The 13793-nt window shown below is 67.1% G+C and carries 11 protein-coding genes; 4 read left to right on the forward strand and 7 right to left on the reverse strand.

The features are described 5' to 3' along the window. Positions 1-45: 45 nt before the first annotated feature. A complete protein-coding gene (locus FY251_RS14675) occupies positions 46-1359 on the reverse strand; it encodes a DUF389 domain-containing protein (RefSeq protein WP_148415825.1) in 1314 nt (437 codons plus the stop codon). 166 nt (positions 1360-1525) lie between these two features. On the opposite strand from FY251_RS14675, the gene rocF reads away from it, so the two are divergent. After that, the gene (gene rocF / locus FY251_RS14680; protein WP_148415827.1) at positions 1526-2425 is read left to right on the forward strand and encodes an arginase; all 900 of its coding nucleotides are present in this window, start codon (positions 1526-1528) and stop codon (positions 2423-2425) included. After that, positions 2425-2895, forward strand: coding sequence for an NUDIX domain-containing protein (locus FY251_RS14685; protein ID WP_042663302.1), 471 nt, complete (start codon positions 2425-2427; stop codon positions 2893-2895). The genes rocF and FY251_RS14685 overlap by 1 nt, the downstream gene beginning before the upstream one ends. Positions 2896-2899: 4 nt before the next feature. On the opposite strand, the gene FY251_RS14690 is transcribed toward FY251_RS14685, so the two are convergent. From FY251_RS14690 to gyrB, 3 genes are all read right to left on the reverse strand, one after another. Continuing rightward, positions 2900-3316: a hypothetical protein gene (locus tag FY251_RS14690; protein WP_148415829.1), complete on the reverse strand. Its 417-nt coding sequence runs from the start codon at positions 3314-3316 to the stop codon at positions 2900-2902. 112 nt (positions 3317-3428) lie between these two features. Beyond that, positions 3429-5984, reverse strand: a complete 2556-nt coding sequence (gyrA, locus tag FY251_RS14695; RefSeq protein WP_148415831.1) for a DNA gyrase subunit A — start codon at positions 5982-5984, stop codon at positions 3429-3431. Position 5985: 1 nt separating this feature from the next. Next, positions 5986-7905: a DNA topoisomerase (ATP-hydrolyzing) subunit B gene (gyrB, locus tag FY251_RS14700; RefSeq protein WP_148415834.1), complete on the reverse strand. Its 1920-nt coding sequence runs from the start codon at positions 7903-7905 to the stop codon at positions 5986-5988. A 253-nt stretch (positions 7906-8158) separates the two neighbouring features. Here gyrB and FY251_RS14705 point away from each other — a divergent pair, with 253 nt between their 5' ends. Both FY251_RS14705 and FY251_RS14710 read left to right on the forward strand, forming a co-directional pair. Further along, on the forward strand, positions 8159-10555 hold the full coding sequence (locus FY251_RS14705; RefSeq protein WP_148415836.1) for a DNA topoisomerase VI subunit B: 2397 nt from the start codon (positions 8159-8161) through the stop codon (positions 10553-10555). After that, entirely contained in the window at positions 10555-11655 is a 1101-nt protein-coding gene (locus tag FY251_RS14710; protein WP_148415838.1) for a DNA topoisomerase IV subunit A, read from the forward strand. Before FY251_RS14705 ends, FY251_RS14710 begins: the two co-directional genes overlap by 1 nt. A gap of 24 nt (positions 11656-11679) precedes the next feature. On the opposite strand, the gene FY251_RS14715 is transcribed toward FY251_RS14710, so the two are convergent. From FY251_RS14715 to FY251_RS14725, 3 genes are all read right to left on the reverse strand, one after another. Continuing rightward, positions 11680-12513 (reverse strand): alpha/beta fold hydrolase, encoded by an 834-nt coding sequence (locus FY251_RS14715; protein ID WP_148415840.1) that lies wholly within the window; start codon positions 12511-12513, stop codon positions 11680-11682. A gap of 56 nt (positions 12514-12569) precedes the next feature. After that, positions 12570-13277 carry an MBL fold metallo-hydrolase gene (locus FY251_RS14720; RefSeq protein ID WP_148415842.1) on the reverse strand — a complete coding sequence of 236 codons (708 nt, stop codon included), beginning with the start codon at positions 13275-13277 and terminating at the stop codon, positions 12570-12572. 103 nt (positions 13278-13380) lie between these two features. Beyond that, a complete protein-coding gene (locus tag FY251_RS14725; protein WP_148415844.1) occupies positions 13381-13731 on the reverse strand; it encodes a hypothetical protein in 351 nt (116 codons plus the stop codon). Positions 13732-13793 lie beyond the last annotated feature (62 nt).

Below are 13793 nucleotides of genomic sequence, written 5' to 3' on the forward strand. Positions count from 1 at the left end.
TCGGTTCGTCGTCCCACCGTCCGCCGCGCTGTTTCAGTCAGTCAGTCACGACGGCCGCGACCGACTCTGTTGTTCGAACTCCACGGTCACGACGACGTCTTGCCCCGTCGCCTCGCGTATTCGGTCTTCGATTCGCGGCGACAACTGCGGGTACTGACGACCGACCGGGTGTTGGACTGTGACCGTCACCTCTCGCGGGCCGTCGTCGATACCGGGGGTCCCGAACTCGACGCTGAGCGACAGCAGTTCCAGCGAGTCGTACTCCGAATCGTCGAGAACGGTCTGAACGGCCGCCGTCGACTGGTTCTCGAACGCGATTTGCGAGGCGAGAAGCGACCCCGGTCCGAGGACGGTGAGTCCGAGGAACACGAGCGCCACCCACGTCGCTTTGGTTCCGAAGAACGCCCGAACTCGCCGTCCGGTCGACCCCGCCGAGTTCCAGAAGCTCGGTCGATACCCGAGATACCAGAGCGCGAGCGTCCCGGCGAGGATGATGCTCGCCACGTTGACCGCGAGGAGGGTGAGCGCGCCGATAGCGACCGCCGGAATCGCCCACGCGACGCCGATACCGACGGCCGCGGCGGCGGGAACGGTCGCGGCCGCGACGGCGACGCCGACGATGGAGACCGGGAGTTCGGTCGCCAACCCGACGCCGCCGGCGGCTCCCGCACAGAGCGCGACGACGAGCGTCAACAGCCCCGGCGACGACCGGCTCGCTAACTGCTGGACCGTGGTCACGTTCAGCGCCGCCGGCACGAACTGCGCCGTCTTGAGCCCCCACCCCAACGCCGCGGCGGCGGCGATGGCCACGGTCAGTCCGATAACCGTCGACCGAACGCCTCCCGTGAACATCGCGTCGTCCCCGAGCGCCGCGCCGACGCTGGCCATGAGCGCCGCGCCGATCTGCGGGGCGATGACCATCGACCCGACGACGAGCGCGGCCGAGTCGAGCAACAGCCCCGCGGTGGCGACGAGCGCGCTCAGAACCGTCATCGCGTAGTACGCCGTCGGCTGGGGGTTGAGGTCGTGCGCCTTCGTCAGAATCTCCTCGTTCGAGACGCGCTCTTCCTCCTCGTCGCCCTCGACGTACCGCTCGACGAGGCGGTCGTAGTGCGGCGTCGTCGCCGACTCGATGTTGCCGATGACGAGGTGTTCCTCCTCGAAGCCCGCCTCGGAGAGCGTCTCTCTGATTCTGTCGACCGCCTCCGTCGGCAGTGGGAATTCGACGAGATACGACTGGGGTTCGTCGCCGTCGGCCCCGTAGACCGGCAGCGTCACCGGGTCGACGTCCTCCCCTCGGAGCGCATCGACGACCGCGTCGAGTTCCCCCGCCTCGACGCGAATCTGTAAGTGCCGCATGAGACTCGGTACGACCTCGCCGTGCAAAAGCGAGGTGGGCGTACCCGTCGGGCGTCGCACGGCTCTCGTTTCCGCGCCGTGCGGTCGCCCGACGACGCGACGGACGGCATTATCGATAAGGGTGTTTTTCCGATGCCACTAAACGCCCCGAACGAGTGCATCAGCTATGGAACGGAACGTTAGAATTCTGGGTGCACCGACGGACTACGGTGCCAATCGACGCGGGGTGGACATGGGACCCTCCGCGATTCGATACGCCGGACTCGCGGGGGAACTGGAGTCCGCGGGCGTCTCGCCGACGGACGCCGGCGACCTCGCGGTCCCGCACCACGCGACGCGGGACGCGGACGCCGGGGCGGCGAACGCGAAGCACGTCCAAGAGGTCGAAGAGGTGACGACGAGCCTCGCCGACGCGGTCTCGACCGCGCTCGCCGAGGGGACGACCCCGCTCGCGCTCGGCGGCGACCACTCCATCGCCATCGGCTCGCTGGTCGGGAGCGCCCGCGACGCCGACATCGGCGTCATCTGGTTCGACGCCCACGGCGACTTCAACACGCCGAGCACCTCGCCGTCCGGCAACGTCCACGGCATGCCGCTGGCCGCCGCGCTCGGCGTCGGCGACTTCGCGGGCGTCGAGTGGGCGAACGCCGCCGGCCTCGCGGAGGAGAACGTCGCCATCGTCGGACTCCGCTCCGTCGACGGCGCGGAGGCCGAGGCGATTCGCGACAGCGACGTGACTGTGTACACGATGTCCGACATCGACGAGCGCGGCGTCACCGAGGTGACGAACGACGCCCTCGACGTGGCGACCGCCGGCACCGACGGCGTCCACGTCAGCCTCGACCTCGACTGGCTCGACCCCCGCGAGGCCCCCGGCGTCGGGACGCCCGTCCGCGGCGGGGTGACCTACCGCGAGGCCCACGCGGCGATGGAACTCGTCGCCCGCTCGGAGGCCATGCGCTCGTTCGAACTCGTCGAGGTCAACCCCATCCTCGACGAGCACAACGAGACCGCGACGCTCGCGACCGAACTCGCCGCAAGCGCCTTCGGCAAGCGCATCCTCTGATGTCGACGCCGAGAGAAGCCCCCGCCCCGCACGACCTCGCCGCCGGCGTCGTCGTCCTCCAAGAGAACTCCGTGCTCGCGGTGTACGAGAAAGACCGCTGGGGACTGCCGAAAGGCGGCTCCGAACCCGGGGAGTTCTTCTTCGAGACCGCCGCCCGCGAGGCCGCAGAGGAGACGGGCGTCGAAGTCGAAATCCAGTCGCTCGCGTTCACGAGCGAGATTCGCGCCCCGGACCGCCGCATCTACCTCCAGCGGTTCTACCACGCGACGCCCGTCGCCGACGACCCCACCCCGTCGCCGAGCGACCCGGACGACGAAATCGAGGCGGCGAAGTTCCTCCCGCTCACCGCGCTCGGGTCGACGCTCACCTATCGGCCGCGGGTCGAACCGCTCCGCGACTGGCTTCGGGACCGCAAGCCGCGACACTACACCTACGACCTGACGCGAGAACCCTCGGACGTCGAGAAGTAGCCGACTACGAGGTTCGTCCGGTTGCTGTCCCGCTTTTCCGCGCGATTCGAACGACGTAGCCGACGGCCGCGCCGAGACCGCCGAGCACGAGTGCAAGCATCGCACCGCCGACGAACGGGTACGCGACCCACAGCGGCGACTCCATCGCCGACACCGGGACGAACAGGTTGCCCGCGAACGCGAGACTCGGCCCGAAGGCGAGCACGATACCCTCGCCGGCGCGCGTGCCGACATTCTCGCCTCTGGCGACGTGCGCCGCGACGCCGGCGACGACCAGCACCGCGCCCGCGTCGACGACGAGCGACTGCGCGGCCGTCGACGGTTCGAGGTTCCACGCCCGAAGCGCGGTCAAGCCGCCGAGGACGACGACGAACGCGAGCGCCGAGACGCCGACAATTCTCGACCGCGGTCGCACTCTCATACCGTGATGACCTCTCGGCCGAAGTAAATGTCTTCGGGGAGCGATGGCCGGAGCCGCGGCTCTCCGGTGGGAGTCCGCAAAAGAGGAATCCGTCGCCGAGAGCGGAGCCGACTTACTCGTCGTCGGCGTCGGCTCCCGAATCGCCTTCCACGTCGTCGAGTTCCTCGGCCTCGGTCGTCATCGCGGCCGGAATCACGTCGACGGAGGCGACGTCGTCGCCGTCGTCGAGGTCCATCACGATGACGCCCATCGTGTTGCGGCCGACCGTCGAGATGTCCTCGACGGGGGTCCGGAGAATCTGTCCCTCGTCGGACATGACGACGAGGTGGTCGCCCTCGCCGACGGTGTTGATGGCGCAGACCGGGCCGTTTCGCTCGTTGGTCTTGATGTCGATGAGCCCCTTGCCGTTTCGGGACTGCTTGCGGTAGGCGTCGAGGTCCGTGCGCTTCCCGTAGCCGTTCTCGGTGACGGTGAGAATCCAGCTGTGGTGGGCCTCGTCGATGGCGGCCACGCCGGCGACCACGTCGTCGCCTTCGAGTTTGATGCCGCGGACGCCGCGGGCCGAGCGACCCATCGCGCGCACCTCGTCCTCGTCGAAGCGGATGGACATCCCCCGTTCGGTACCGATGACGAGGTCGCTTTCGCCGTCGGTGACCTCCACGTCGACGAGTTCGTCGCCCTCGTCGAGCTTGGTGGCGATGATGCCCGTCGAGAGGATGTTCTGGAAGCGGTCGGTGCCGGTCCGCTTGATGTAGCCGTTCCGGGTCACCATCGTCAGGTAGCCCTCGATGTCTTCGAGGTCGTCGCAGTTGACGACGGCCGTAATCTCCTCGCCGTCGTCGAACTCAAGGAGGTTGACCGCCGACTTCCCGCGGGCGGTCCGGGACATCTCGGGCACCTGGTAGGCCTTGAGCTGGTAGACCTGTCCGTGGTTGGTGAAACACAGCAGGTCGTCGTGGGTGTTCGTGACGAACACCGACGAGACGTTGTCGCCCTCCTTGAGGTCCGTCCCGATGATGCCCTTACCGCCGCGGTGCTGGGCGCGGAACCGCGAGACCGGCATCCGCTTGATGTAGTCGTCCTCGCTGACGACGACGACCACGTCCTCCTCGGGGATGAGGTCGGCGCGGGTGACCTCGCCGGTGTTGGCGACGAAGGAGGTCCGCCGGTCGTCGGCGTACTCGTCTTTGATGTCGAGCAGTTCGGACTCGATGACGGCGTCGAGCTCCGACCGGTCGCCGAGGATGGTTTCGAGGCGCTCGATGGTCGCTTGGACCTCCTCGTACTCGTCTTCGATTTCGGCCGCCTCCATCGAGGTGAGCGAGCCGAGCTGCATCGAGACGATGTGGTTGGCCTGGTCCTCGGAGAAGTCGAACGCCGGCAGCGGTTCGCCGTCGACTTCGACCGTGACCTCGCCGCGGAGCGCGGCCTTCGCGTCGTCGCGGCTCTCGGAGTTCCGGATGGTCTCGACCACGTCGTCGATGTTGTCGAGGGCCTTCAGGCGGCCTTCGAGGATGTGCGCGCGGTCTTCGGCCTCGGCGAGTTCGTACTCGGAGCGCCGGCGGACCACGTCGCGGCGGTGGTCGAGGTAGTGTTCGAGCGTCTCCTTGAGCGTCAGCACCTGCGGCTGACCGTCGACGAGCGCGAGGTTGATGACGCCGAACGTGGATTCGAGGTGGTTGTCGAGAAGCTGGTTCTTGACGACCTCGGCCATCGCGCCGCGCTTGAGCTCGATGACGACGCGGATGCCGTCGCGGTCGGACTCGTCGCGGATGTCGCGGATGCCCTCGATTTTGCCCTCGTTCACGTCGTCGGCGATGCGCTCGATGAGGCGGGCCTTGTTCTCCTGGTACGGGAGTTCGTTGATGACGATGCGGCCCTCCTCCTCGAACACGTCGTAGTCGGCGCGGACGCGGACGCGACCGCGCCCCGTCTTGTACGCCTTGTGGACCGCGTTGCGGCCGACGATGTTCGCGCCGGTCGGGAAGTCGGGGCCCTTGACGTGTTCCATCAGGTCCGCGACGGTCGCCTCGGGGTTCTCGATGAGTTCGACGGTGGCGTCGATGACCTCGCCGAGGTTGTGCGGCGGGATGTTCGTGGACATCCCGACCGCGATGCCGGACGACCCGTTGACCAGCAGGTTCGGGAACGACGACGGGAGCACCGTCGGCTCCTGTTTGCGGTCGTCGTAGTTCGACTGGAAGTCGACGGTGTCCTTGTCGATGTCGTCGAGGAGTTCCTCGGCGATGGGGGACATCCGCGCCTCCGTGTACCGCATCGCGGCCGGCGGGTCGCCGTCGACGGAGCCGAAGTTCCCCTGTCCGTCGACGAGCGGGTAGCGCATGGAGAAGTCCTGCGCCATGCGCGCGAGGGTGTCGTAGATGGCGGAGTCGCCGTGCGGGTGGTAGTCACCCATCGTCTCGCCCACGATGGACGAGGACTTGCGGTGCGACGAGTTGGAGGTCACGCCGGCTTGGTGCATCGCATAGAGGATGCGCCGGTGGACCGGCTTCAGGCCGTCGCGAACGTCGGGGAGCGCCCGACCCGCGATGACCGACATCGCGTAGTCGATGTACGACTGCTCCATCTCGTCTTCGATGCGCGCGTTCTTGACCTCGGCCGCGATACCCGCGCCCGGTTCGAAAGAATCCGGTGTGTCAGAACTCATGTTAGATGTCCACCCACTCGGCGTCGTTCGCGTGGTCCTTGATGAACTGCTTTCGCGGTCCGACGGCGTCGCCCATCAGGATGTTGAACATCCGGTCGGCGGCGGCGGCGTCCTCGACGGTGATGCGCTTGAGGACGCGGTTTTCGGGGTTCATCGTCGTGTCCCACAGCTGGTCGGGGTTCATCTCGCCGAGCCCCTTGAACCGCTGGACCTGCGTGGGGTTGCCGTTGCATTTCTCCTCGATGATGCGGTCTCGCTCCGCCTCGTTCATCGCGTCGTAGGTGTTGCCGCGGTAGCGGACGCGGTACAGCGGCGGTTGGGCCGCGTACACGTAGCCGGCCTCGATGAGCGGTCGCATGTGCCGGTACAGGAGCGTCAACAGGAGCGTCCGGATGTGCGCGCCGTCGACGTCGGCGTCGGTCATCAGGATGAGGCGCTGGTAGCGCACCTTCTCGATGTCGAACTCGTCGCCGACGCCCGCGCCGATGGCGGTGATGAGCGCGCGGACCTCGTTGTTCTCCAAGATGCGGTCGAGACGGTGCTTCTCGACGTTCAGAATCTTCCCGCGGAGGGGCAAAATCGCCTGGAACTTGCGGTCGCGGCCCTGCTTGGCCGAGCCGCCCGCGGAGTCGCCCTCCACGATGAACAGTTCGGACTTCGAGGGGTCGCGGCTCTGACAGTCCGCGAGCTTCCCCGGCAGCGAGGTGGATTCGAGCGCGGACTTGCGGCGGGTGAGCTCCTCGGCCTGCTTGGCGGCCTTGCGGGCGCGGGCGGCCTCGACGGCCTTCGAGATGATGGCCGTCGCCGTGTCCGGGTTCTCCTCGAAGTAGGTTCCGAGCTGTTCGTGGGTGACGCTCTCGACGATGCCGCGGACCTCGGAGTTACCGAGTTTCGTCTTCGTCTGGCCCTCGAACTGCGGATCGGGGTGCTTGATGGAGATGACGGCGGTGAGTCCCTCTCGGACGTCCTCACCGCGGAGGTTGTCGCCGTCGAGGTCGGCCAGCATGTCGTGGCTGTTCGCGTAGTCGTTGACGACGCGGGTGAGCGCGGTCTTGAACCCGGTCAGATGCGTGCCGCCCTCGCGCGTGTTGATGTTGTTGGCGAAGGCGTGAACCGACCCCTGTAGCTCGTCGGTCGCCTGCATGGCGATTTCGACCTCGATGCCCTCCGACTCGTCGTCGTAGTAGATGACGTCGTCGTGGAGGGACGTCTTGGTCTCGTTGAGGTACTCGACGAACTCGCGGATGCCGCCCTCGAAGAGGAACGAACTCGACTCGTCGGTCCGCTCGTCGGCGAGGGAGATCTCGACGCCGGAGTTGAGAAAGGCGAGTTCGCGCAGGCGGTTTTCGAGCGTCTTGAAGTCGAACTCGGTCGTCTCGAAGATACCGTCGTCCGGCCAAAATCGGATGGTCGTCCCGGTGTCCTCGTCGGGTTCGAGGTCGCGGACGCGCTCGAACTGCTCGACCTGCGGTTCGCCGAACTCGAAGCGGTGTGTCCACACCGCGCCGTCGCGTTTGACCTCGACTTCGAGCTCGCTCGACAGCGCGTTGACGACGGAGACGCCGACGCCGTGGAGGCCGCCGGAGACCTGATAGGACTTGTTGTCGAACTTCCCGCCGGCGTGGAGGACGGTCATGATGACCTCCAGCGCGGGTCGGTCGTACTGTTCGTGCGTATCTACCGGAATCCCGCGGCCGTTGTCGGTGACGCTGACGGAGCCGTCCTCGTGGAGGGCGACTTCGATGGCGTCGCAGTGCCCCGCAAGCGCCTCGTCGATGGAGTTGTCGACGACTTCGTAGACGAGGTGGTGGAGCCCGCGAGAATCGGTGGACCCGATGTACATCGCCGGACGCTTTCGAACGGCTTCGAGCCCTTCGAGGACCTGAATCTGTCCGGCCCCGTACTCGTTATCCTGAGACATCTGAACTGGCCTAGGATAGCCCGTCCCTTAAAGCCTCGCACGCGCGGGCGCGTACTACTTACTGGAGTCCCGCGTAGCGGTTTTCGCGTCCGGCGATTTCGCCCGACTGACTCGAACGCCGTGGGTGAGGATGTATATCACGATTGGGGGTTCCGGCGCGAGCGGGCCTCGAAGCGCGTCAACCTCCCGTGTTCACTTTCACTCCGTTGCCGGTGAGTACTTAACGCGGGACTGGGTAGATGCGCATCAGGAAATGACCTCGTTCCAGTCGACACTCGGTGACGAGCCGGGGATCGCAGAGGAGCTGGCGAAGGGCCAGCGGGAGATCTCCATCGCCGAGTTCTTCGAGAAGAACAAGCACATGTTGGGCTTCGACAGCGGAGCCCGCGGGTTGGTCACCGCCGTCAAGGAGGCGGTGGACAACGCGCTCGACGCCACGGAGGAGGCGGGCATCCAGCCCGACATCTACGTGGAAATCGCCGAGGCGGGCGACTACTACCGCCTCGTCATCGAGGACAACGGACCGGGCATCACGAAAGAGCAGGTGCCCAAAGTGTTCGGGAAGCTCCTCTACGGCTCTCGCTTCCACGCGCGCGAACAGTCCCGCGGTCAGCAGGGTATCGGCATCTCCGCGGCGGTCCTCTACTCGCAGTTGACGAGCGGCAAGCCCGCCAAGGTGACGAGCCGGACGCAGGGCTCGGAGGACGCCGAGTACTTCGAACTCGTCATCAACACGGACCAGAACGAACCCGAGATTCGAACCGAGAAGACCACCTCGTGGGACCGCCCCCACGGCACGCGCATCGAGTTGGAGATGGAAGCCAACATGCGCGCCCGCCAGCAGCTCCACGACTACATCCTCCACACGGCGGTCGTCAATCCCCACGCCCGACTCGAACTCCGGGAACCCGGCCTCGACGAGCCGATGAAGTTCGAGCGGGCGACCGACCAGCTTCCGAAGCAGACGAAGGAGATTCGTCCGCACCCCCACGGCGTCGAACTCGGGACGCTCCTGAAGATGCTCTCGGCGACCGAGTCGTACTCCGTCTCCGGCTTCCTCCAAGAGGAGTTCACCCGCGTCGGCGCGAAAACCTCCGACAAGGTTCACGACGCCTTCCGCGACCGGCACTTCGGCCGCGAGATGACGTGGCGGACGCCCGACGCGTCCGAGACGAACGACCTCGTCGGCGTCGTCGAGGACGCCGTCGCCAACAAGGGCAAGGAGGCGACCGCGGCGTTCGCGGACGAACTGGTCGGCATCGTCGTCGGCAAGGACCGCATCGCCCACGGCGAACTCGTCACTATCGTCGAAAACGTCGCCGAATCGGTCGGCGAGGCCACCGACACCTCGTTCGGCGAGACGGTCCGCGAGAACGTCGTCGAGGCGCTGTGGCCCGTCCTCACCGACGACCGCGAGGGCGACGTGTACGCCATCGTCGACGACGTGACGACCACGCAGAAAGACGACGCCGGCAAGCTGTCGATGGCGCGTTCCATCGCCACGCAGTTCGCCGAGACGACCGGCCCGGCGGACCGCGCCACCCGCGACGACGTGGCCGAGTTCGTCGCGTGGGCCGCCGAGCGGACCAAAGAGCGCGAGGACGAGACCTACGGCGAGACGGCACAGGAGAACATCGGCGACGCCATCTGGTCGCGGATGCGCACCGTCGCAGACGAGGTGCCGAAGGTCCGCGAGGTCTCGGACGACCGCGACGTGGCCCGCGACCTGCTCGACGCGATGCGCGAGACGGACATCCTCGCGCCGCCGACGGACTGTCTGTCGCCCATCTCGGCGGACCTCGTGGAAGCCGGCCTGAAAAAGGAGTTCGACGCCGACTTCTACGCCGCGGCGACCCGCGACGCCGAGGTCCACGGCGGCGACCCGTTCATCGTCGAGGCCGGCATCGCCTACGGCGGCGAACTGAAGTCCGAGGGCAAAATCGACCTGCTCCGCTTCGCCAACCGCGTCCCGCTCGTCTACCAGCAGGGGGCGTGTACCATCACCCACGTCGTCAAGGACATCGGCTGGCGGAACTACGGCCTCGACCAACCCGGCGGCACCGGCATGCCGAGCGGACCCGCGGTTCTCATGGTCCACGTCGCCTCCACGAACGTCCCGTTCACGAGCGAGTCGAAGGACGCGCTCGCGGACGTGCCGGCGATTCAAGACGAGGTCGAACTCGCCATCCGCGAGGCGGCCCGCGACCTCAAGTCCTACCTCTCGAAGCGGCGGTCGCTCCAGAAGCGCCGCGAGAAACAGGACGTCCTCGGCCGCATCCTGCCGCAGATGGCGACGAAGCTCTCGGAGGTCACCGGCCGACCGGAGCCCAACATCGACGGCGCGCTCGGCCGCATCATGAACAACCTGACCGTCGAGCGGGCCGTCGACGACGGCGAGGTGACGCTCACGGTGAAAAACTACTCCAACACGAACGAGTCGCCGGACATCACGGACATCGTCTCGGCGGAGCCGGGGGGTCTCGACGGGGAGGCGACGGTCGTCGACCTCGACGGGGAGTGGTTCGTCAAGTGGAACCCCGAGGTGTCGTCCGGTGAGACGGCGACGCTCACGTACTCGGTCGCACAGGACGCGTCGTTCGACATCAACGTCGACGGCGTCGAGACGGAGAAACTCACGGTGAACGTATAATGGCATCCGAACGGAAGACATCCGAGGAACGCACCCGCGAGCGTCTCATCGACCTCGCGGCGGAGTTCTACGACCAGTTCGACGCGGGGGAGATTCCGCACATGACGCTCCCGACGCGGACGAAAAGCAACATCGAGTACGACGAGGACGCCAACGTCTGGGTGTACGGCGACCGGACCTCGAAGCGCTCTGCGAACAGCGTCCGGGGCGCGCGAAAGCTCCTGAAGGCCGCCTACACCATCGAGTTCCTCGCGCGGCAGTTGGACGAGGACCGCTCCTCTACCCTGCGTGAGCTGTACTACATCTCCGAGTCGTGGGACAACGAGGAGGCGCACTTCTCCGACCAAGACGAGTCAAACAAGCTCATCGAGGACTTGGAAATCGTCAGCGAGGTCAAGCGCGAGGACTTCCACATGCGCCCCGAGGAGTCCGGCGCGAAGCTCATGGGCCCCCTCAAAATCCGCGAGCAGACGAACCGCGGCGACCGCGAGATTCACTGCCAGTTGGACGTGGGGCAGGGCGGCTACCAGATTCCGAACAACCCCGACACCATCGAGTTCCTCGAACACGACATCGACTTCGTCATGTGCGTCGAGACCGGCGGTATGCGCGACCGACTCGTCGAGAACGGCTTCGACGACGACTACAACGCGCTCGTCGTCCACCTCGGCGGCCAACCGGCGCGCGCCACCCGGCGCATCACCAAGCGCCTGCACGACGAACTCGACCTGCCGGTCGTGGTGTTCACAGACGGCGACCCGTGGTCCTACCGCATCTTCGGCTCCGTCGCCTACGGCTCCATCAAGTCCGCACACCTCTCGGAGTACCTCGCTACTCCCGACGCGAAGTTCGTGGGCATCCAGCCGCAGGACATCGTGGACTACGACCTCCCGACCGACCCGCTCGCAGATTCCGACATCAACGCGCTCCAGTCCGAACTGGAGGACCCGCGGTTCATGGGCGACTACTGGACCGAACAGATAGAGCTCCAACTCGACATCGGCAAGAAGGCCGAACAGCAGGCGCTGGCCTCCCGGGGTCTCGACTTCGTGACCGACGAGTACCTGCCGACGCGCCTCGACGAGATGGGTATCATCTAACCGCGGTCGTCGCTTTTCTCCCGCTCAGGGGTACAGCCCGTTCCCGCGGAAGCCGTCGAAGTAGCGCCTGACGACGCCGTTCAGTGCTCTCGGCTCGCTCGTCGCGAGGCTGTGCCCCGCTCCCGAGAACAGCGCGAGCGTCGCGCCCGCGACGCCGTCTTTGAGCTCTCGAACCCGGGGTTCGGGGAAGAGTCGGTCCGACTTCCCGGCGGCGACGAGCGTCGGCGCGTCGACGTCGCCGAGTATCTCCCGGGAGTCGTGGTCGAGACAGGCCGTACAGGAGACGACGGCGTCGGCGGGGACGGCGGGTCGGAGGTCGACGACCCGGCCGGCAGCCTCGATGAGCGCCGGGGCGACCGTCGCTTCGAGGCCGGTCGCGGACTCCCGTTCCGCGTCGGCGACGACCTCGGCCCACCGGCCCTTGCCCGCCAGCGAGCGCCAGCGCGTCACGACGTTCTCGCCGTGGCCGCCGAGTCGCGTCCCGGCGGAGACGACCGCCAGCGAGTCCACGTAGTCGCCGTAGTCGGCGGCGAGATACTGGGCGACGAGGCCGCCCATCGAGACGCCGATAACGTCCGCCGGCCAGAGGTCCTGTTCGTCGATGACGCCCGCGTAGCCCGCGGCCATGTCGCGCGTGGTCGATCCGACCGGGAGGTGTCGCGGCCGGCCGACCACCCACACGTCGCGGTCGTCGAACTCGCGGAACAGACCGGCGAGCGCCGCCGCGGTTCCGCGGTTCGGGTCGATGCGCTGGAAGGCGTCGGAGAGGCCGGGAAGCACCACGAGCGGGTCGGCGTCGGCGTCGCCGAAGCGGTAGTAGGGCCGCCGGCCGCCGAGCATGCCGTAGTCGAGGTCCATACCCGAACCGACGGCCCGGCGCGGCAAAATCGTTCTGTCCGTCGCCGCCGACCGCCTCAGACTTGGTCGGGGTCGTCGAGGACGACCGGGATGCCGCGGTTCGCCACGTCGACGACGAAAGCGTCCGGGTCGGTTTCGAGAAGCGGAATCGTGTTGTAGTGAATCGGGAGCACGAGGTCGGGGTCGAGCGTCTCCGCGAGGTCGGCGGCCTCGCGGCGGTCCATCACGACCGACCCGCCGATGTTGGCGAGGAACAGCGACACTTCGAGGTGTTTGTGGCCTTCGAGCACGTCGGAGTCGCCGGGCCAGAAGACCGTTCTGTCGGCGATAGAGACGTGGAAGCCACAGCCGAATCCCTGCGGGTGGACGACGTCGCCGTCGCGGAGGTGCGGGCCGTCGGGGTCGTTGAACGCCGGGAGCGACCACACGTCGGCCTCGCCGACGGTGAGATGGTCCTCCTCGCCGACGCGGACCGTCTCGTAGGGGAGGTCTTCGACCGGCACCACGTCGCGGTCGATGGTCGCGGCGTCGACGCCCTCGAAGGCGACGACGGTCGCGTCGGCGTCGGCGACCTGCTCGATGGCGTCGGAGTCGTAGTGGTGGTTGTGCGTGACCAAAATCAGGTCGCCGTCGCGGGCGTAGTAGTCGTCGAGGACGCCGTAGCGGCCGGGGTCGAAGTAGACGACGAAGCCGTCGGGCGACTCGATTCTGACGGTCGCGTAGCCGAGCCACGACACGTCGAGGCCGTCGTGTTTGATGGTCATACGCGACACCTCGAACCGAGGGGTAAAAAGCGCGGCTCTCGGGGCGAATCGGCCGGTTCGGGCGAGGACGAGTGACGTGGCGGGTGCGCGGCGGGGGTCCGACTCAGACGAGCGTGTCGCGCAGGACGCCGAACACGACGAGGCTCCACAGGAACACGCCGGCCCCGTAGAACAGGAGGGCGAGTCGGAGCGAGGTGTCCGTCTCGACGGGGGACCACAGCCCCGCGTTCGAAACGACTCTGTTCGTCCCGCCCTTCTCGCCCGCGTGTTCGACGTTGCTGGGGCCCATCTGACCCACGGCCCCGCCGCCGAGCACGACGAGCAGCACGCCGGCCCCCAGCAACACGAGCATGTACATCCCCGAGTGCGTGGCGAGATACACCGCGCCGACCGTGAGCAGTCCGAGGAGACCCGTATAGAGGGCGACCGGCTTCAGGAGGGCGTCGAGATTCATGGTGGGACCCGTCTGAAAATGTGTCTGTTGGGACAGTAAATCCCTTTGGGCGCGACCCGCGG

The organism is Haloferax sp. KTX1, from assembly GCF_902410085.1.
Taxonomy (GTDB): Archaea; Halobacteriota; Halobacteria; order Halobacteriales; family Haloferacaceae; genus Haloferax; species Haloferax massiliensis.